This is a genomic window from Anaerovibrio lipolyticus (assembly GCF_021531495.1).
GTDB lineage: Bacteria > Bacillota > Negativicutes > Selenomonadales > Selenomonadaceae > Anaerovibrio.
In genome coordinates this window covers 35,949-56,726 of sequence record NZ_JADYTY010000011.1, presented here as the reverse complement: position 1 = coordinate 56,726, position 20,778 = coordinate 35,949, and the positions used below count along the sequence as shown (strand labels likewise).

22 protein-coding genes are annotated in these 20,778 nt (G+C 45.2%); 2 read left to right on the top strand and 20 right to left on the bottom strand.

What is annotated here, in order from left to right; genetic code table 11:
* Positions 1-172: 172 nt before the first annotated feature.
* Genes I6E26_RS05745 through miaB form a run of 4 tightly spaced genes read right to left on the bottom strand, consistent with a single transcriptional unit; the run spans position 173 to position 6,710 of the window.
* Positions 173-955, bottom strand: coding sequence for a class I SAM-dependent methyltransferase (locus I6E26_RS05745; RefSeq protein ID WP_235320907.1), 783 nt, complete (start codon positions 953-955; stop codon positions 173-175).
* A 24-nt stretch (positions 956-979) separates the two neighbouring features.
* Positions 980-2,764, bottom strand: coding sequence for a DNA mismatch repair endonuclease MutL (gene mutL, locus I6E26_RS05740; protein ID WP_235320906.1), 1,785 nt, complete (start codon positions 2,762-2,764; stop codon positions 980-982).
* A complete protein-coding gene (mutS, locus tag I6E26_RS05735; RefSeq protein ID WP_235320905.1) occupies positions 2,761-5,358 on the bottom strand; it encodes a DNA mismatch repair protein MutS in 2,598 nt (865 codons plus the stop codon). The genes mutL and mutS overlap by 4 nt, the downstream gene beginning before the upstream one ends.
* Before the next feature lie 29 nt (positions 5,359-5,387).
* Complete coding sequence (gene miaB / locus I6E26_RS05730; protein ID WP_235320904.1) at positions 5,388-6,710, bottom strand: tRNA (N6-isopentenyl adenosine(37)-C2)-methylthiotransferase MiaB; 1,323 nt, start codon at positions 6,708-6,710, stop codon at positions 5,388-5,390.
* A 110-nt stretch (positions 6,711-6,820) separates the two neighbouring features.
* Between miaB and I6E26_RS05725 the strand changes: the two genes are divergently transcribed.
* Entirely contained in the window at positions 6,821-8,065 is a 1,245-nt protein-coding gene (locus I6E26_RS05725; RefSeq protein WP_235320903.1) for a tRNA(Met) cytidine acetate ligase, read from the top strand.
* A 46-nt stretch (positions 8,066-8,111) separates the two neighbouring features.
* On the opposite strand, the gene pilO is transcribed toward I6E26_RS05725, so the two are convergent.
* The 14 genes from pilO to I6E26_RS05655 form a co-directional block, all read right to left on the bottom strand.
* Positions 8,112-8,627 (bottom strand): type 4a pilus biogenesis protein PilO, encoded by a 516-nt coding sequence (gene pilO / locus I6E26_RS05720; RefSeq protein ID WP_235320902.1) that lies wholly within the window; start codon positions 8,625-8,627, stop codon positions 8,112-8,114.
* The gene (locus I6E26_RS05715; RefSeq protein ID WP_235320901.1) at positions 8,628-9,743 is read right to left on the bottom strand and encodes a PilN domain-containing protein; all 1,116 of its coding nucleotides are present in this window, start codon (positions 9,741-9,743) and stop codon (positions 8,628-8,630) included. It lies immediately after the preceding gene.
* Between the two features lies 1 nt (position 9,744).
* Positions 9,745-10,176 (bottom strand): hypothetical protein, encoded by a 432-nt coding sequence (locus tag I6E26_RS05710; RefSeq protein ID WP_235320900.1) that lies wholly within the window; start codon positions 10,174-10,176, stop codon positions 9,745-9,747.
* Positions 10,176-10,745, bottom strand: coding sequence for a hypothetical protein (locus I6E26_RS05705; RefSeq protein ID WP_235320899.1), 570 nt, complete (start codon positions 10,743-10,745; stop codon positions 10,176-10,178). The genes I6E26_RS05710 and I6E26_RS05705 overlap by 1 nt, the downstream gene beginning before the upstream one ends.
* Entirely contained in the window at positions 10,714-11,079 is a 366-nt protein-coding gene (locus tag I6E26_RS05700; RefSeq protein ID WP_235320898.1) for a hypothetical protein, read from the bottom strand. Before I6E26_RS05700 ends, I6E26_RS05705 begins: the two co-directional genes overlap by 32 nt.
* Positions 11,076-11,522, bottom strand: coding sequence for a hypothetical protein (locus I6E26_RS05695; RefSeq protein ID WP_235320897.1), 447 nt, complete (start codon positions 11,520-11,522; stop codon positions 11,076-11,078). Before I6E26_RS05695 ends, I6E26_RS05700 begins: the two co-directional genes overlap by 4 nt.
* Positions 11,501-12,091, bottom strand: coding sequence for a prepilin peptidase (locus tag I6E26_RS05690; RefSeq protein ID WP_235320896.1), 591 nt, complete (start codon positions 12,089-12,091; stop codon positions 11,501-11,503). Before I6E26_RS05690 ends, I6E26_RS05695 begins: the two co-directional genes overlap by 22 nt.
* Positions 12,092-12,115: 24 nt before the next feature.
* Complete coding sequence (locus I6E26_RS05685) at positions 12,116-12,532, bottom strand: type II secretion system protein (protein ID WP_235320895.1); 417 nt, start codon at positions 12,530-12,532, stop codon at positions 12,116-12,118.
* A 13-nt stretch (positions 12,533-12,545) separates the two neighbouring features.
* A complete protein-coding gene (locus I6E26_RS05680; protein WP_235320894.1) occupies positions 12,546-13,715 on the bottom strand; it encodes a type II secretion system F family protein in 1,170 nt (389 codons plus the stop codon).
* A 4-nt stretch (positions 13,716-13,719) separates the two neighbouring features.
* The gene (locus I6E26_RS05675; RefSeq protein ID WP_235320893.1) at positions 13,720-14,754 is read right to left on the bottom strand and encodes a type IV pilus twitching motility protein PilT; all 1,035 of its coding nucleotides are present in this window, start codon (positions 14,752-14,754) and stop codon (positions 13,720-13,722) included.
* 15 nt (positions 14,755-14,769) lie between these two features.
* On the bottom strand, positions 14,770-16,038 hold the full coding sequence (locus I6E26_RS05670; protein ID WP_235320892.1) for a GspE/PulE family protein: 1,269 nt from the start codon (positions 16,036-16,038) through the stop codon (positions 14,770-14,772).
* Between the two features lie 241 nt (positions 16,039-16,279).
* On the bottom strand, positions 16,280-17,134 hold the full coding sequence (locus tag I6E26_RS05665) for a shikimate dehydrogenase (protein ID WP_235320891.1): 855 nt from the start codon (positions 17,132-17,134) through the stop codon (positions 16,280-16,282).
* A gap of 13 nt (positions 17,135-17,147) precedes the next feature.
* Positions 17,148-17,549 (bottom strand): thioesterase family protein, encoded by a 402-nt coding sequence (locus I6E26_RS05660; RefSeq protein WP_235320890.1) that lies wholly within the window; start codon positions 17,547-17,549, stop codon positions 17,148-17,150.
* 1 nt (position 17,550) lies between these two features.
* Entirely contained in the window at positions 17,551-17,901 is a 351-nt protein-coding gene (locus I6E26_RS05655; RefSeq protein ID WP_235320889.1) for an ASCH domain-containing protein, read from the bottom strand.
* A 187-nt stretch (positions 17,902-18,088) separates the two neighbouring features.
* Between I6E26_RS05655 and I6E26_RS05650 the strand changes: the two genes are divergently transcribed.
* Positions 18,089-18,628 (top strand): flavodoxin family protein, encoded by a 540-nt coding sequence (locus I6E26_RS05650; RefSeq protein ID WP_235320888.1) that lies wholly within the window; start codon positions 18,089-18,091, stop codon positions 18,626-18,628.
* Between the two features lie 76 nt (positions 18,629-18,704).
* Here I6E26_RS05650 and I6E26_RS05645 read toward each other — a convergent pair whose 3' ends face one another.
* Positions 18,705-18,866, bottom strand: coding sequence for a hypothetical protein (locus I6E26_RS05645; RefSeq protein WP_235320887.1), 162 nt, complete (start codon positions 18,864-18,866; stop codon positions 18,705-18,707).
* Positions 18,867-19,048: 182 nt separating this feature from the next.
* Entirely contained in the window at positions 19,049-20,776 is a 1,728-nt protein-coding gene (locus tag I6E26_RS05640; RefSeq protein WP_235320886.1) for a hypothetical protein, read from the bottom strand.
* Positions 20,777-20,778: the final 2 nt, after the last annotated feature.

The window sequence follows — 20,778 nt, the reverse complement described above, 5'->3', positions numbered from 1 at the left end:
CAGCGACAAGCGGTATCTGTGCGTTAGTATAAATCATCAGATAGGGCCATTAAGTCGGACAGAGCAAAAGTCGTTATGACCTCAGGCTGTATTTCAGAAACCTTTGACATAACGACTTTCATTTCCAATATTTAGGGAGATAGGCAACTCGGCAAATCAAAATTTGCACCGCCTACAAATTCATTACCCCATAATGCACCTTGGAATACTTTCCCCCCATAATTTTCTTAAACCCTAATCTGCCAAATTCCTCACTGCCATTGGCTTCCTTCATCACAACTCTGCTTCTGGCCACCCGTTTGGCTTCCTCCACCGCCTCCACCGACAAGGCTGCATGATTGGCCACACTGCGCAATGGAGAGATTCCATTACTGGCAGTTAAGGGCTTGCGAAACATGGGATCAAAATACACCACATCATAGGCATTATCCGGCTGTTGCCGCAAATAGTCCAAATAATCCATATTAACCACTTCTACACGGCGCATAGCCCCATAAAGGGGATAATTTCCCGGCAGAAAATGCTGCAAACCATGACCAGTAACCGCTGCAATCAAGGGACTGCTTTCTACTCCAACCACACGGCCCTTTTCCCCCACGCCAAAGCTGGCCACAATAGCATCTGCCCCAAAGCCCAAGGTACAATCCAGGACAGACATCCCCTCCTGCAGCCCCATAGCCTCTGACATATGGTCCTTTTCCCCCTTGCGGAGATTCTTTACCCGCAGTTGGGACATATTGGGGTGAAAAAACATTTCCCCAGAACTGCTATTCAGCTTCAGCTCCTGAGGATACGCCACCAGCACTGCCTCCACAGCATATTTCTCCATCAGCTTGCCCACAGATTCCTTATGCCGTTCCACATAATCTATCTGAAGCCTTGCTGATAGCTCCTGAGCCAAAGCCACACTTTCCTCACGACATTTTCTTTCCGTTGTAACAATTGCTTTCACCAACCAGCAAAGCCCCCTTCTCCTTGGCTAAAATCCTGTTCTTTTAAACATTTTGGCCAGCTCATCACTGCTAAATTTAATAATCGTAGGCCTGCCATGAGGACAGGTATAAGGCATAGCTGTATCATTCAGCTCCTGCAGCAATATTTCCATCTGACGATAATTCAGCTTGAAGCCAGCCTTAATAGCTGCCTTACAGGCTGTAGTAGCCAAAACAGCCTGTCTTAGCTCTGCTGCCGTAGGTCTGTGCAACTCCTCCATGGAAGCCAGCACCTCTCGAATAAATTCCTCTGCCTGACTACTAGGCACATCAGCAGGTACCTCCATTAAGCGGAATTGATTAGGACCGCTAGGCTCCAGACCAAAGCCAAGACCAGCTAGCAGCTCCAGATTTTCCTCAATAATCTGACTTTCATGGGTACTAAAATCCAAAATCAAATGCACCAGCAGCTGCTGACTAGGAATATGCTCCGCCTGAGCAGAAAATCTATCAAAAAGCACCCTTTCATGGGCTGCATGCTGATCCACAATATAGAGGCTATCTCCGTCCTGAGCAATAATATAGGTATCATCCACCTGACCAATAGGAATCATACCTGCTGTTGGCAATTTTTCCTCTTCATCAACTACTGATTGTACCGATTTTACTGATTTATCCTGAGCCAGAGCTATCGTCCCCTCTTGCCAGGTCATAGCAGGCTTTTCTTCCCTAAGAGGGAAGTTCATAACTGACTGACCAAAATTTAGTTCCTGTAGTCCCTTTTCCACATGCTGCTGTACATGATCGGCCTGGGCAGCTAGCTGACCAAGCTGTCCCACCTGTCCCTTAGGCCGTACTGCATCCAGCACAGCCTTGTACACCGCCTTAAAAATCCTGCTCTCATCTTCGAATTTCATTTCCGTCTTTTGCGGATGAACATTAACATCAATAGTGTGCTGAGGCATCTCTATATTAAGTGCTATCAAAGGATAACCGCTCTTGGGAATTAAGGCGTGATAGGCATTATCTATAGCCTTAGCAATAGCCCGGCTGGCAATAATTCGTCCATTTACAATAAATGTCTGCCAACTGCGGCTGCTGCGAATAGCTGATGGCTTGGATACAAAGCCCCACAGCTTAATATCCTCATCCTCAAATTCCAAAGGCAAAAGAGACTGACCTACAGAAGCCCCATAAAGACTTTGCAGGGTTTCCTTCAAATCCCCCCGCCCAGGGGTAGCAAGAGAAGATTTATTATTATTTATCAGCTTAAAGGCAATCTCTGGATGAGAAATCGCCAGCTTAATAATAAATTCATTAATCCTGCCAGATTCAGTATTGTTGGTTTTCAGAAATTTTTTGCGAGCTGGAGTATTGAAAAACAAATCCTCCACTCGAATGGTGGTGCCAAGATTACAGCCTGCCGCCCCTATCTCTGTGGTTTTGCCACCAGTGATTTTTATCTCCGTCCCCAGCTCAGCTCCAGCCTGTCTAGTCTGAAGGTTAAATCTGGAAACAGAGGCAATGCTGGGCAAAGCCTCTCCACGAAAGCCCAGGGTGGCAATAGCCTGCAAATCATCTACCTGAACAATTTTGCTGGTAGCATGACGCAAAATAGCCTTTTCCGCATCCTCCCGGCTCATGCCGATACCATTGTCTGACACCCGCATAAAGCTGGTGCCCCCAGCCATAATCTCCACCTCAATACGATCGGCTTTGGCATCAATGGCATTTTCCACCAGTTCCTTAATTACAGAAGCAGGCCGTTCTACTACCTCGCCAGCGGCGATTTTGTTAATGGTATTATCATCCAAGACATGAACAAAGCTCATCCCAGACCAGCCTCCTTCTTCGCCTGCTGCTGCAGCTTGTACAGCTCATTCATAGCCTCCAATGGCGTCATGGTCATAACATCCAGTTTAAGCAAATCCTCGGTGAGAGTATTGCCAAAAAGGGAGCCCATGCCATTTTCCTGCTCCTGAGCAGGGTGATCTTTTTCCTGCTGTACTCTTGCCACCTCTGCCACAGTATCCAAGCCGTTTTCCTCCAAGCTGGCCAAAATCTTTTCAGCCCTGTTGGTAACAGCCTTGGGCAGTCCAGCCAAACGAGCCACATGAATACCATAGGATTTGTCTGCTGCCCCAGCAATAATCCGCCGCAGGAAGGTAATATCTCCCCCCTTATCCTTAACAGCAATACAGAAATTCTTGATTTTTTCATTTTCCAAATCTGTCAGCTCATGATAATGGGTAGCAAAAAGAGTTTTGGCATGAATCTTGGCCTCCATATGCTCAATAACGGCTCTGGCAATGCTCATACCATCAAAGGTACTGGTTCCACGACCTATTTCATCCAAAATAACCAGACTATTGGAGGTAGCGTATTTGAGAATCTGAGCCACCTCGTTCATCTCCACCATAAAGGTACTTTGACCACTAACCAAATCATCACTGGCACCTATGCGGGTAAAAATCCTGTCCACAGGAGAAATATAGGCCTCCCTGGCAGGTACAAAGCTGCCAATCTGAGCCATAAGCACCAGCAAAGCAGTCTGCCGCATATAGGTAGATTTACCAGCCATATTAGGGCCGGTAATCAGCATAATCTCACAATCATTGTGATTCAATTTGGTATCGTTAGGCACAAACAGCTCCCGCTGAAGCAGCCGCTCCACCAAAGGATGCCGTCCCTCTCGAATATCAATCTGGCCATTAGCAGTCAAAACTGGACGGACATAATTATAATTATCTGCCGCCTCCGCCAAGGCTGTAAGCACATCCAATACAGCTATCTGACGGGCAGTATTCTGTATATCTCCTAGCTGAGCCTTAATGGTATCCCGCAGCTCCACAAAAAGATTATACTCTATGGTAACAATTTTTTCCTGGGCTCCCAAAATCTTGGTTTCAAATTCCTTTAGCTCCTGAGTAATATACCGCTCTGCATTAGCCAAGGTCTGCTTGCGGACATAATGCTCCGGCACCTTGTCTGTACCGCTGTTCCGCACCTCAATATAGTAGCCAAATACCTTGTTGTAGCCAATCTTCAAATAGCGGATACCAGTTTTTTCCTTTTCCTGCTCCTCCATAGACTGCAATAACTGCTTGCTGTTGTGGGCAATTTGACGGTATTGATCCAGCTCCTCATTGTAGCCATCCTTAATAATGCCACCCTCCCGAATAGTCAGGGCTGGATCATCTACAATGGCCTGTTCCAACAAATCAGCCAATTCATCATAAAGATGTATCTCCCTATGACAACCTTGCAAAAGGCCAGCTTGACACTGCTCCAAGCTGCTGCGGATAGCTGGCAAGGCCTGAAAGGAGCTGCGGATAGCTACCAAATCTCTAGCGTTGGCACTGCCTACCTCTATGCGGGTAAGGAGGCGTTCAAAATCATAGATATTTTTGCAAGCCTCCTGCAGCTGCTGGCGCAGGAGGAAATTTTCCTTTAGCTCCCCCACAGCATCCAAGCGTTTGTTAATGGAAGCTATATTCATCAAAGGATATTCCAGCCATTTTCTTAGCAATCGAGTCCCCATGGCAGTATGAGTAAAATCCAATACCGCAAAGAGAGTGCCCTTTTTGCCTCCATCCCGCAGATTCCTAGTAATTTCCAGATTTCGCAGGGTATAGGTATCCACCACCAGATTGTCTGCATAATCCAGCTTGGTAAGCTGAGACAGCTGGGACAAATCCGTCATAACCGTGTTGTGGAGATATTCCAACAGGGTAGCTACCGCAATTTCCCCAGCCCCCTTTTCGGGCCGATTATTAATATCAAAATGTTGAACAATAAGATTGTCAATCTCCTTGGCTGGTTCAGCAATTTCCGTAAAAATACAATGTTCCAGCCTTAGCTTGACAAATTTCTCCAACTCCTGCCTCTGGCTAAGCTGGCCCAAAATCAGAATCTCTGGCAGCATTAATCTATACAGCTCGTCGCAAAGAACCTGCAAGCTGTCACTGCCCTTGTAGATACCATAAAAACACTCACCAGTGGAAATATCTGCCCCAGCCAGCACCAGCTCCTTGTCCTGCTCATAGATCAGGGCAATATAATTATTCTGAGCTGCTTTCAAGGCTCCCTCCTCCAAAATGGTGCCGGGAGTAACTACCTTGACTACCTCTCTTTTGGTTAAGCCCTTGGCCTTGGGATCTCCTATCTGCTCTGCTATAGCCACTCGATAGCCCTTGGCTACCAGCTTGGCCAGGTAGCCATCTACAGCGTGATAGGGTACACCACACATGGGATTTTTATTTACATCTCCACTTCGGCTAGTGAGAGTCAGCCCCAACTCTCGAGAAACCACCGCTGCATCCTCAAAGAACATTTCATAGAAATCACCCAAACGAAAGAAAAGAATCTCCTTGGGATGCTTCTGCTTGATTTCCATGTATTGCTTTTGCATAGGGGTAAGTTCCATAATATCTCCTGTTCTATCTGAATCTATTTTCAGGCCTCCAAAGCACCCTTCAATATCCAGGTCTGGGCCTGCTGTATATTTACCTTAACCAAATCTCCCGGCCTTTCCTTGCCAGTATACTGCCAAAGCACCAGCTTGTTGGTATCTGTACGGCCATTCCACACCCTTTCATCCGTATGACTTGGCCCCTCTACCATAACCTCAAGAGTCCGGCCCACCAACTGCTGGTTGATTTCCAGACTAATGCTGTTCTGCAGCTCCATCAGGCGGTTCAAACGCTGATGCTTAACTGCATCCTCCACCTGATTGTCCATTTCTGCTGCTGGTGTACCAGACCGCTTAGAATAAATAAAGGTGTAGGCCTGGTCATAACGAATTTCCTCAATAAAGGCCATAAGCTGCTGGAAATCCTCCTCGGTTTCCCCAGGAAAGCCTACGATTAAATCCGTAGTAAGACTGGACTCTGGCACAGCAGCCCGGATACGAGCGACCAAATCCCGATACTGCTCCACCGTATAAACTCGATTCATAGCCTTGAGAATCCGATTACTGCCGTACTGCACTGGCAAATGAAAATGTCGGCAGATATGCTTGCTGTTTTTGATGACCTCAATAACCTCATTGCTAAGATCCTTTGGATGGGAAGTCATATAGCGTACCCGCTGAATGCCCTCTACCTTGTCTACCATCTCCAAAAGCTGGGCAAAGGTTGCCTTTTTATGATCTTTGCCATAGGAGTTTACATTCTGTCCCAGCAAAGTAACCTCCTTGTAGCCCTGAGCCACAGCCTCCTGTACCTCCCGCACAATATCCTCTGGCAGTCTGCTGCGCTCCCGGCCTCTTACATAAGGAACTATGCAATAGGTGCAAAAGTTGTTACAGCCATACATAATAGGAATCCAGGCGGAAAGGGCTGTATTACGCTGAATGGCCACATCCTCTGGCATTTCGCTTTCCCGCAGCTCTGTGTCCACCACATGCTTTACATTGGCAGCCTCCAGCTTCTGGATAGTGCTAACCACCTCATGAATTTTATTGGTGCCCAGTACAAAATCAATATGTGGTGCACGCTTGATTAGCTTTTCCCCTTCCTTCTGAGCCATACAGCCGGTAATGCCTAGAATCAAATCCGGATTACGGCGCTTTAGAGCCTTGATTTCTCCGATTTTGCCATATACCTTATCCTCTGCTGTTTCCCGAACGCAGCAGGTATTAATAATAATTAAATCCGCCTGGTCCATCTCTTCCACAGACTGATAGCCCAGCTTGGCCAGCTCTCCCTCCATGCGCTCTGCATCACTGAAGTTCATCTGACAGCCGTAGGTTAAAAATTTTACGTGTTTTTTGCTCATTTATCCTTTGCTCATCCTTTATATTTATTGTACATTATATCTAAAGCTGATATACTATTTTACACTAAAAAGGGCAAAAATGGAATACCAGAACAAGGGGGAATTGGCTTATGACAACAGGGATAATTGCAGAATACAACCCATTTCACAATGGACATAAATATATGCTAAAACAAATCAGGGAGCAATTCCCCCAGGAACCAATTATTATTTGTCTTAGCGGCAGCATTACCCAGCGGGGAGAAATGGCTCTACTGGACAAATGGACCAGGGCCAAATTGGCTGTTCTGGGAGGAGCCAATCTGGTTATTGAACTGCCTGCTGTTTTTGCCTGTCGTAGTGCCGAAGCCTTTGGGCAGGGAGGGACTGCATTACTAACTGCCACAGGTGTAGTGGATAGACTGGCCTTTGGCACAGAATACCCTGATTTAGTCCAGCTGAAAAAGGCAGCTTCCTTTGAGCCAGATGTATATTCTGGAGAACTGCAACAACTGTTACAACGGGGCTTGTCCTATGGAGCTGCTATTACCACTCTAATGAGTGAAAAACTCCATTTGCCAGAAGCCATGCTTTATGAACCTAATACTATCTTGGCCTTGGAATATATGCGAAGCCTTGGAAAACTGCAAAAGCAGGGACAGCCTGCCCCTAAGCCTTGGGCTGTTAGACGGCAAGGGGCAGGGCATGGAGATACTCTCCCCAAAGGGAAATTTGCCAGCGGTACTACTCTGAGACAAATGACCGCTAATAGCCCGGACAAAAATTCTCTAAAGAAAGACCTTGAACCTCTAGTGCCTCCTGCTGTCTGCCAGGCTATTGTATCCTGTACAAGCTATCCAGACAAGGCAAAAATCTATCAGTTGCTACGATACAAACTGCTTAGTACCGCTCCCCAGGGGCTTCAACAAATCCTTGGCATAAGTGAAGGATTAGAGCAAGCCATGTTACAAGCCATCAATTTCCCTAGTTATGATGAATTTGTCCATCACCTAACCAGTCGTCGTTATCCCTCCACCAGAATCCAGCGCTTGATTAGCCATTTACTGCTATCTATGAACAAGGAGCTAGTGGAAAAAATGGATAATGCTGGCCCTCTCTATCTGCGGGTTTTGGCTATGGACAGCACTGGACGACAATTATTACGGCAAATAAAAAACAGAGGCAGATTGCCTCTGTTAAATAAAGTAACTTCTCTAGTAAATCGCCGTGATTTGCTTCATCCAGAAGCTATGAACCTGGCCCAGCAAATGCTGTCAATGGATATAGCTGCCACCAATCTACGCAGTCTTGCTCTTGGCGAAACAGCCTCCCTATATGAGGACTATCTCCACTCTCCCTGCTATATAGAAAATTGAATCCTCCCATACCTAATAGGAGATTCTAACTTCAATCCACCGGCACTTATCCAGCGTAAAAATTCAAGGTAAATTTGCTGGATAATCCCTCTGGCTGCTGTTTTAGCTCCATATTGCCAATTTGTACCAAGGGAGCCCCCTTATCCAGCTGTCGAAGAAATTCCAACAGAGGAAAATATTCTCCCTGCAATCTTACCTTAACGGGCTGTATTTGCAGCTTGCCTAAAGGCTTGCTATCCATAGGCATTAGCTCCTGCAATTCCAACCCGGAATTTCTCGCTGTCTGCTGTACATAGGCTAACAGCTCTGCCATTTGAATATTCCTTGGCAAAAGCTTTTCTGCCATTTGCCGCTGCTTGACTACTTCCATTTGATAAACCTCCAAATTGGTATGATCCATTTGCAGCTGATTCAAGGCCGCTACTCGTGTAGTGGCTTTTTCTATGGTCTGCCTTTGCTCCTGATAGGCTTCCATCTGTTGATGACCATACCAGATACCCATCCCCAAGAGGAAAGCTAGGAAAATCGTGGAGGCCATAAATATCCGCCATGCTCTTAACATTTATAACATCCTCCCCTTTAGCTGAAAATCCACCATGCCATCCTGACCTCTGTCCGCTGTATCCAAAACCATGGCTTGCTCCCCTTGCTGTGCTTCCTCTTCTCCTTTGGGGGACAATTTATCCAGCAGTTGGGAAATCTGATTATAGGCAGCCGCCCGGCCCTGCAGCTGAACCTGTCCATCCTCCTGCAGCTTCACGCCTGTTAACCAAATACCTTCCTCCATACTACTGCCCAATCTTACCAGCACACTATAAGCAGGTTTGCCGCTGCCATGAATATCTGCCAGCAGCTTGTTCCGCCCAGCAATAGCTTCCTTATCAGCCTCTATGGCCTCCTGCCGCTTAGCCACATCCTCCAACAGCTGAAGCTCATGAACCTTCACGGCCAGCTCTTCCTTAGCCTGATAATCAATATACCACCCCAGAGTCAAGGCAAATACACTAACCCCAGCAACTGCTCCCCACAGCAGCTTAGCTGCCTTAAGCCAATGCCATTGATATTTATAGGTATCTATATCCCCTAGAATCAACCCTTGCTTATGTAAGCCACAAATAGCAGCATAAAATGCCTCCTGCATACCTGTAGGCCAGCTTTTCCATTCCTCTGGCAATGCTACATTATCTGGCACTTCCCCCGGACAAATCAATATCCCCTGAACAATGTCAAAAAATTCCCGGCAGACCTTTGATTTCTCTGCCATAGCTTTTTTGCTAATGCCACCTATACGCATATTACCATCAGCCAGCTCTGTATAGCTCCACCAATAAGGCTCCTGCCAAGCAGTAGCAGAAACAAAATCCAATTTTACAGCCTGAGCCAATTCCTTGGCCTCCAACTCAGGAAAGAATTTTTCATAAAAATATACATCCTGCTGGGACAGGCCCAGACAACAAATAACATTTCTCTGCTGACTGCTATCAGCCAAAAGGCAGGCCTTTTCCAGCAATTCCTCCTGAGCTATATCCTCTGTTATTTGATTTTGCCAGATTATTTCATAGTCCTCTCCCTCTTTTTCTGCCACCATAATCATATAAACACTATTTTCTCTTTGTTGTATGCCTAAATAAGATATATCCTGCCTGCGGAACCAATTCCCTATTTTTGCCATGCCCATTTTAACCAATTCCCTCCAAGATTACCTTTTCCCTTGCTTCATCTATATGAAGCCGCCATCTTAGACCAAAAACATTCTCCATTCTTACATCTTGGCTGTTGCGAATTTCCCCCAGAAGCCAAAGACTGTTATTGCGGGAAATATACTGCACCTGATAATGCCAAGGCCCCATATCTCCTTCGTCCATAAGCTCTGGATACTCATTAACCCTATGGTATAACTCCCTGGCTCTAGGAAAATCCCCTTGCAGCTGCAGCAGCTCCCTATCCATAAGCCCCTCTGTTAGCAGCTGCATTTTGTAGCCCTGTCGTTCCACCACGCTAACCTCGGTTTCCTTGTTGCTAAAGATATACAGCATGGCTGATACAAACAGCATAATACTTAGCATCCAGATACCCAACAAGGTCATACTGCCTCTTTCCCAATCCTGCATTATACCGTTGCACCTTCCTCCTCCACTATAGGTGTCAAGCCATAACCATAGCTATAAAATACCCTTTCCAAAGCAAATCTATGACCTGTTTTTTGATTGAGGCCGGCAATAGATACCTTTACCCGTTTTTCGTCTAACAGCTTGATGGACAAGTGCTCCAGATATACATCTGTTAAGTCTGTAGCACCAATCATGGGCTGGGTATTTTTGTTAATCCAATAACTTCCATCCTGACGACGGCGTATTCTATACCTTTGCCAATAATCCTCATGATTATATTGCTCCATTCGCAGATAATGACGGCGTATGTAGAAGGTATAATCATCCTCATTATCCTGCTCCAGCCTCCATTCACCACTATAACGGATGTCCCGGCCGATTTCCTCCATAGGAATCCTCACCTGCTGGATAAGCTCCCAATCCCCCAAGAAATCATAATAGCGGCTAGCTGCCATAGCAAAGAGATTCAGCATAGCTGCAGTTAGCAGCAGCATCAGAGGCAGCGTCACCATCAGCTCCAGCATGGAAAAACCAGCTTCATATTTCTGTGGCCGGCATATCCTTTGCAAATTCAATCTCCTGCTGCCCCCTTCTATTCTGCCATTGCACCTTTACCTTATAATGCACAAGTAAATCATTATCTCCCTGCTGTCTTTGGGAAATAATGGTATATTCATGCTGGTTAGCCGTTACCTGCCGTGTATTTAGTCTGGCCGGATTGTCCTCCAGACAGATAATATCCAACTGTTCTCTAGCCAATAAATCTGCTGTAATATTCCCCTCCAAATCAGACATATAGGTACTTTGCACCTGTATGTACAGCAGCACTCCAGCCAGCGCAGCCATAACAGCCATAGCTCCTAGCAGGTCAAAGAAAAAATATCCCTTTTCATCTACACTCATCCAGTTTCCACCCTGGCCCTTCCTACTGTATCAATAATGATTCTCTCCTCATAGTCACCCTTCCAAATTCTTATGGTGGCCCCCACAGATTGTCCTCGGCGATTAAATCTAATATACCTTTGGTTACTTTTGATTCTTACCTGATGACCTGCATTGTAGGGATGCCATGTGTGATAGCTGGTTTTAATATTATAACGATTAGTTGCCATATAAAGCCTAGGTGCATGTTCCCGAATAGCATTGGTATAATCCCATTGGTGGGCCCAGGTCTGGGTATAACGTATAGTATTCATTAAACGCAAGGTTTCATATTTCACATACAGCTTATCCATATTAACCAGCTTAGGCAGAGCCGCACTGCATATTATCATCATAATCCCAGTACATACCAAAAGCTCCAGCATACTATGACCTGCTTCATCTAAAACATCCTTATATACCACCCTATCAGCTCCTGTCCCCAAAGCAGCGTTATATATGCCCCGCAGGCCATAAATGGACCTAAAGGCAGTATGCGCCGCCGCCATTTTCCATAAATAAAATAATATAGATATTCTCTCAAAGCTGCTGCCAAGCCTAGTGCAAAGGTTAGAACAAAGGTCAGCAATGCTCCCTGACAACCTAGAAAGATTCCCAAGGCTGCCCCATAGCAAACATCCCCAAAACCAATTTGACCAGTGGCAATATACAACAAAAAAAACATCCCTCCTAGACAAATCATTCCCCCAAAAGCCTGATACCAATGATAATCTGGCAAAAATATTGCCAATCCCACAGTCAGCAGGCCTCCCCATATAATCATAGATATGGTAAGCCTATGATAAAGCTTGCCATATCTACCATCCAGATAGGCTGCTGGCACCATAGCCATAACTCCTCCCAGGGCCATATAGATTCTATTATCACCCCACAATACCACTGTTGCTCCCACCACAGCTATGATTATAAGGGACAATATTCTATATTTATCCAGCCTTAGCTGCTCTCCTATGATTTCCCAATCTGTGCCCATCCACAGCCTCCCCTTATTTTTAACTTAGGATGCCTTGGCATCTCCCTTACCAAATTTATCCAAGGTATGTCCTTGCAGCTCCGCCTCATCTCCTGAATCAGCTATGGTATATTCCGTAGCTGTAATAGCTTCTATACCGCTATCCTTTAATATACATTTGCCAGTAGGAGGTTTAAGCTGATCAGAATGAGTTATGTATTCTGACAAATCATTGGCAATATCATCAGGATTACTGCCGTTTTGTAGCTGATACATGGTAATGGCTGCATCTATGGCCTGTAAATCAGCTTGAATTTTGGCCGTATTGGCCATGGCTACAGCATTGTTATACTTAGGCACGGCAAAGGAAACAATTACCCCTACAATTCCCACATAAATCAACAGCTCCAGCATGGAAAAGCCTTCCTCTGCTTTTCTTAACCAAAATAAATACTTCTTCATTTTATTACCTCCCCTAAAACAATGTCATCATATCCAAGATAGGCAAAATCGTACTCATAACAATTCCTCCTACCACTAAACCAAGCAATAGGATAATCATCGGCTCCACCATAGTAGAAAACCTATCCATACTGCCATTGGCCTCCTGCTGACAGATTTCCCCCATATAAGCCAGCATACCAGCCAACTCACCGCTTTTCTCACCTGCCCCTACCACAGTCATTTCCATATGGGAATATACCCCTGCCACTCTCATGGCTCCAGATAGGCTGCTGCCTTGAGCCAGCTGACGATTCATGGATTTGTATTTAAATTGCAAATACATATTTTGGCATATATTCTCCAATAGCTCCAAACTGCGGCGTATAGAAATACCGCTGTTTATCAACATAGCCATAGTATTAAAGAACACCGCCTGTTCCCGCTGACGGCATAACCTGCCTAGCAAGGGCATTCCCAGTCTAAGGCGGTCAAGAAATATACCACCTTTATGGGTATGATAGATTCTATATAGAATGCCCCCTACTAGCAGAAAAACAACCATTCCCTGCCCTAGGTACAGGGTAAGATTATCCCCCAGCTTCAACAACATGGTAGTAATCCAGGGCAGCTGAGCATCAAAGCCGGCAAATACGGTGGCAAATACTGGCAGTACTTGATAAAGCAATAACAGCATCAAAAAGCCACTAACACTGCAAAGAAAAATGGGATAAATCATAATCCCCTTAAGCTTTTCCTTGCTATCATGGTTTTTTTTTAGAATTTCATGGAGCTTGGACAGCACCTGGGGCAGATTACCGGACAATTCACCAGCTCTCACTACGGATACCATAAAATCCGAAAAATATCCCTTGCTCATTTGCATGGCCGTTGATAAGGCATAGCCCTTGGCTAGATTGTCCTTAAGCATCCCCTTGACATCTTCTCGATTCCCCATAGAGATATCTACTGCCTGCATGGTGGGAATACCAGCCTCCAGCATTACAGCCATTTGCTTGCAAAAATTAATGCGAAATTTTTCTAAATTATTTTTTTGCTGGGGCAGCCAGCTTCGCCTTACCTTAATAGGGACTATCTGCTGTCTTCGCAGCTCTGTCATGGCCTCCTTAACGGAATCAGCTTGAATATAGCCCTTTTCTCTGCTGCCAGCCTTGTTCATTCCCTCATAAGTGTATTTATGCATATCCTCACCCTGCTTTGCTTCCTATAACCACATTTTTCTTGAGCAAATTACTACGGCGTAATTTTTCCTCTGCCAAGGCCATAGTCTGCATACCTTCCCCTACACCAGCCTCCATAATATTGTAAAGCTGATCATATTTGCCGCTGCGAATAATATTCCGCACTGCCCCATTAGCCTTTAGACATTCCAATGCACATTCCTTCAAGCCTCGCCGTCCTGGCAACAGTTTCTGGGTGCAGATTCCCACCAGAGATGAGGCTAAAAGTGATTTTGCCATAGACTGCTTTTCTGTAGGATACATGCTAACCAGTCTTTCTACTGCCTCTATAACACTGCCTGCATGCATAGTGGCAATAACATAATGACCAGAGACAGCGGCATTCAACACCGCCTGAACGGTTTCCACATCCCGCATCTCCGATACCATGATAATATCAGGGGCTTGTCGCATAGCATTTTCCACGGCTTGACCGTAGGAAAAAAAATCCACCTCCTTTTCCAGCTGGCTAACCAAGCTAGTCTCTGAGGGCAGCTCATATTCTACCGGGTCCTCCAAAGTAAGAATATGTAGACTGTTGCCACGATTCAGTTCATCCAACAAGGCTGCCACTGTAGTGCTTTTGCCTGCTCCCGTCGCTCCTGTTATCAACAATAATCCCTGACGATAATCTGCAAACTGTCCCACCATACCAGCCTGGCCCAAATTTTCCAGCTGGGGAATCTGCATGGGCATTACCCGGATAGCTATAGCCATCCGGCCTTTTTTACTATAGCAATGAACCCGATAGCGCCAGGAATTAATTCTGATGGTTAAATTGGCATTTTCCCCATCCACAATCTTTTCCTGTATGCGTTGGGGAAAATATTGCTTCACAAAGGTAAAGATATTTTCTCCATTAGGTACATACTGCTTCAAAGGAGATAAAACCTCTCCTCGACGCCAAAACACCGGCTCATTAGCGGTAATATGTACATCTGTAATTCCTGCCTCTGAGGCACAACGCAAAATTCTTTCCAAATCCCTAATACTAACACACATTCCTACCCTTCCCCTCTAAAATATATTCATCAGCTCCTCTAGCTGAATCTCCCCTGCCAATGCCTTGGCTATACCATCCTCCCTCATGGTGCTAAGCAAACAATCTGATGATATAAGAATTGCTCCAACCTCCTTGTCCTTTGGCTCCTCTGACAGTTCCTCACTAAAGCAAAGGATTTCGTGGATGGCTATACGGCCAATAAAACCTGTATGACCACATTGAGGACACCCTTGTGGATTGTGATGATAATAAATATCCTCCAGCCTATATGCCTCTCCTAGGAAATGTCCCTCCCTGCTATTCTGCTGTACCTGATAGGGAAGCCTACATATTGGACACAGCCGCCGCAATAATCTTTGGCCCACAATAGCCCTAATAGCCGCCCTGATAATATAGGGGCGTATCCCCATATCCAGCAGCCTATATACAGTTTTCACCGCCCCAGGAGTGTGGATGGTACCATAAATTCTGCGACCTGTAAGAGCAGCACTAATCAGTGTTTCTGCCACCTGGCTGCTGCGAATTTCCCCCACTGCCAGACAGTCAAAATCCTGTCTTAGAACAGCCTCCAGAGCCTTTTCAAAGGTAAAGGCAATCTTCTCATTAACCTGTATCTGATTGATTCCCTCTATTCTGTATTCCACCGGGTCCTCAATGGAAATAATATTATTGCCCTCCTGATTAAGCATACTGAGAATCGCATATAGGGTGGTGGTTTTGCCGGAATTAACCGGGCCAGCAATCAGAATAGCTCCATGACCACTGGTGCATTTGTGCTTCAGCAGTTCCAGATTCCTCTCTGACAAATCCAGCTGAGCCAAGCCCTTGAAATTGTCCTTATTATTTAACAGCCGCAGAACTATTTTTTCCCCAGTAATCATAGGCACCACTGACAGCCGTACATCCAAGGAATTTTCCTGCTTTCTCCCAAAGGAAAAACGGCCATCCTGAGGGAGGCGATGCTCCGCTATATCCAAGCCACAGATAAGTTTGAAACGGGAAACCAGATTCCCATATAGCTCCAAGGGCATATGGGCAAAAAGCACCCTCATTTCTCCCTTTACCCTCATGCGGATGCGCACTTCCTCCTCTAGTGGCTCAAAATGAATATCACTGGCTCGCTCATGCAAAGCTGTCTGGAGGATAAACTCCAATAGCTCTGTTAGAGGTGTTCTCTCCCGCTGTAAAGCAGCTGGTTCCTCCCTAACCAAGGGCAGCAGTTCCTCATCCATATTGTGTCTTGCCCGGGTTATTAACTGAAAATATTTCTCCTGTACTTCCATTATGGCCTCCTTTATATAATATTAATATATTATTAACTCTATATAGTATTATATATTAAATACTTCGTTACTTTACCGAATTTTATAAAGTTTACCCACCACAATAATACCATATCAGAATTTTTTTGCAAGGATTTTTCTGATTTTTTGCAAAAAAAATCAGCCTCCTAGGCTGAGTGAACATAAAAAGGCGGCAGCCTTAACAAAAATTTTGTCAGGCCATACCGCCAAATTGATATGATTATTGATTTTCCAAGCACTTCCGCAAAGCCTGAGCCATTGGCTCTGTAGGCAGCTGGTGTCCTGTCCAGATGCGGAAAGCCTCTGCTCCCTGACCTACCAGCATATCCTCTCCGTTGAGAGTCTGACAGCCATGCTCTCTGGCCATACGCAAAAACATGGTTTCTGCCGGGGTATAGATAATATCATATACAAAGATTCCCGCTGGTACTGCTGCCCAATCTATTGGGGGCATGGTAAGAGTATTTGGCTCCATGCCCAGAGGTGTAGAATTAATCAACAGCTGGGATTGTATCAGCATACGGCGAAATTCCCAGCTTTGCCAATCCATAACCTGAATCTGCATATAAGGCCGGAAGTAATCTGCCACAGCCTGAGCCTTGACCACATTGCGAACACCAATGGTTAAGGAGGCAACTCCCTCCTTGATTAGACCCCAGATAATGGCTCTGGCTGCTCCGCCAGCTCCCAACAGCACAGCATGCTTGCCAGCAGGGGAAAAGCCGTGATTGTGCATACCCTGCAAAAAGCCTACTACATCTGTATTGTAGCCGGTCATAAAGCCATCCTGTATAGCTACAGCATTTACGGCACCAATAACCCTGGCATCCTCATCTATAGCATCCAGGAAAGGCATAATCGCCTGCTTGTGGGGAATGGTAACATTGAAGCCCTGAAAGCCCAAGGTTTTCAGCCCTGTTACAGCCTGAGCCAAATCCTCTTCTTCCACAGGCATGGCTATATAGACACAATCTAAACCTGCAGCCTGAATCCCTGCATTTTGCATGGCAGGAGATAGAGAATGACCAATTGGGTGGCCTATAACACCAAAATTTTTTGTCTGACCTGTTATCATTCTAACATTCTCCTTAGTCCTTGGCTATTTTGGCATCCGTCTTGGCCTGGAATTTCTCCTTAAAGACAATAAATCTTTCATGGGTGCCTGCACCGATTTCGCCAGCCTGATCCCTAGCTGTAACCCGGAAGGATATTTTGCGCCCTTCCACAGCTGTAATCTCCGCTGTGGCCACTACCTCCATGCCTATGGGAGTAGCGGCAGTATGGGCAATATTCAGTGCCGTTCCCACTGTGGTACTGCCCTCCTCCACCAGAGAATCCATTAAATCAGAGGCGGCCTTTTCCATCAGACAACACATAGCTGGTGTAGCAAAAACCCGCAGGGAGCCGCTGCCCATAGTGCTGGCAATATTTGCCTCAGTTACCTGAGTTCTAGCCTCGTTAACAAGACCTACCTTTATTTCCTTTGCCATATTAACCACCAAATACCTCAGTGAAATAAATAACGGTTACGGTATCATCCATGGAAATGCGCTTCTTGTAGATACGCTCAAAATCTGCAATTAATTCCTCACGGGAATTGATTTCAGGATTCTGCTGTCCCAAATCTTCAGAAGTAAGATTTTCCATGGTCTTAACCCGTACCTTGTCCAGATAGGCTGTATACAGATGCTTTTTAGGTGTAAACTTCTTGCCGGAAGTAATCCAAACAATAGAGCCCTCTGGGTACTTATCGCTAACATCCCCAAGACGTACTGTGCACTTCTTTTTCCGTGCTACAATCAGTTTTTCGTGCTTCTCGGCCTGAAAATTCAGTGACATCATTTTTATCAAGTCCTTCCATATGCAGTATTGGTGATTTATTACTGAAAAAAAGCAAATCAATTCAGTTTCTATCATTTTAGCATACTATCGTACTAAAATAAATATTATGGCCAAAAAATATTATTTGACTTGAAGCCTGCTTTAGGTGGTAAACTTAAATTGTGTATTAATCGAGGAGGTTGTTAAAATGAGTAAAAAAGTTCTTATTATTTCCACCAGCTTGCGACGCCACAGCAATTCCCATGCTTTGGCAGAGGAATTTGCCAAAGGTGCTAAGGAGGCTGGCCATCAGGTTGAATTAATCAGCTTAATTGGCAGACAGATTGAATATTGTGTAGGCTGTCTTTCCTGCCAGCGGACCGGCCAATGCGTTATTGAGGATGATGCTAATCTCATTGCAGAAAAAATGCTAAATGCTGATGTGGTCTGCTATGCTACGCCTATTTATTACTATGAAATGGCTGGACAGATGAAAACTCTGCTGGATAGAATGAATCCTCTTTTTTCTGCGGACTACAAATTCAGAGATGTTTATATGCTGTCCACAGCAGCAGATGATGGCCCTCATGTGGCAGATAGAGCTGTTAACGGTCTGGAGGGCTGGATAGCGTGCTTTGCCAAGGCAGAGCTGGCTGGCAGTCTCTTTGCTGGAGGGGTCACCAGCCCAGGGGAAATCGCCAATCACCCAGCCCTTGCCAAAGCCTATGACATGGGGAAAAATATCTGATAATTTATTTTAAGAAAACAGGCCCTAGAGAATTCATAACATTCTCTAGGGCCTGTCATAATTAGTGGTATCAGTTTTACTTAATAAGACGAATAACTCCTGCCAGCATAAACAGCTTCAGTGCTCCATCAATAATTGCCATATCCATAACACATACCTCCGTAATGATAAAATTCCGTAACCATACAAAATACACATAGTATACATCTATGAAAATTGCTGTGCGGTTTGTATTCATAATCCCCTATGTATTAATTGTGTACTTTGTATTCATTTGTGTACATTATACGGCTTTGTCTTATATCTGTGAACAGACCTTAGTCCCATATTGAGGTATTCCATTATAGAAGTTTAGTATGTATAATTTAGCAAAAAAGGTATAGTTTTCTTTATATTGTTTCTATGTTATTTTGTTATTCTTTATATTTGTTGTTGTATATAACCATCTACAAGGCTGACAATGGCTCTGGAAAGCTGATTCAAGGATTGAATATGAACATAGTTATGACCAAATAGCCGCCTGGCTAAGGCTGGCTGAAAGGGTACTACAGTCTGGATAATTCCTGCTAGGCGCGCCCCTTCCTTTCTCAATCCCTGCAAAGATGTTTCCGTATCAGCAATAGCTGCTTCTTCCGTATACTGCTTCAATGATTTCAACCCTGCCATAGGCAGGCCCTTTTCATCACTGGGCATCATATCTGTCAGCATAAATATCAAAGAATTGCTCAAATCATTGCCTAGATATTGACCAAGGATATTCAAGGCTAGACCGTCTCTATTCCAGCCTCTGGCCTCATAATTCCATATACCGGATACATCCTGCTCCTTGGCCTTTAGCACCTGCAAAACAGTATAACTGCCTATGGTGGAATAGGATAGCACGGTAATAGGAATACCACACCGCCTCATGCTTTCTGCTATAACATAGCTCTGGGCACTAAGCTGTTTTTGCTGACTATGCCTAGAATAGGAACCATCCAATAACAGCACTACAGAAAATTCCTGATATTGCTCTGGCAAAGGACGACGAAAAATACGCTCATCCCCATTGATAATTCCCTGCCAGGCCAAATCTGCTGCCAGCTTTCCCTGGCCAGCTCTAGCACTGTAGCTTCCCTTAGCCAGTTGGAGAGAGTTCTGCAAGCCATGTGATAAATCCTCTATAATCCGTCTATATTTCCGTCCCTGCTGTAGAAAATGGCCATGGTTATCCCTATAGGCTTCTCCCTTAGTAGCTGTCCCAGCTAAATAAATATGACTATAGCGATGATTCCCCACACATACCTGCTGCTCTATTTCCAGCCTTTTGCTTTCACCCAAGGCCCCCACTGGATAAATAGCCTTGATTTCTGCCAGCTCCTTAGCCGCTGATTTGCTGCCTATCCCGGGCAGATACCAATTCTTTTCCTGTTTTCTTCTCGCTTCTTCCTGAGACATTAAAGCAGATTTTTCCCGCAGTCGTCCGGCCTGCGTTTGAGATGCTCCCTTCCCCTGATGCTCCATAGGCATAATCCGTCGCAAAAGTTGGCTTAAACCAGCCCCTAGCATCAAATGCCAGTGGCCTGGCTGCCAAAGAAGCTGTGGCTTTAGCAGAAAATATTTTTTTATCAGCTGTTGAAAATTTTCCTTTAGCTCCGGCAAATTCTGCTCCTGCTGAAAATAAAGACCTTTATAAAGGCCCTTTTCCCAAGGATTCAGTAAGCCATTATTTTTCCCTTGTATCTCCAAGCACCGAGCCTTTTTCAAGCTATGAGACAGCTCCTGCCGCATCATTAAGTACTGCATACTATCCTCATGACTATCATCCAGATAATCTGCAGCCCATTCCTGCCGCAAGTTCTCCAAGGTTAGCATATTCCCATAAGAACGCTGATAGGTGGCATGTTCCAGCCCCAGCCAAAACATATCCACCAGCACTGCACCCAGCCAGCAATGGCCTAGATACATAAGATAGCCATCCAGTTCCTGAGCACCATAATGACCATAGGCAAAGCCCATAATGGTATTAAAGTATAAATCTGGACTGCCATCCTTCAGGTAAGCAACAAATCCCGGTACTAGGGTATAGTCTCCTGCAGCTGTCCAAATCATATTTAATGCCCGCCGCTCTACACTGCCTCTAGCTGTTCCCATATTTTCTGCCGACATCT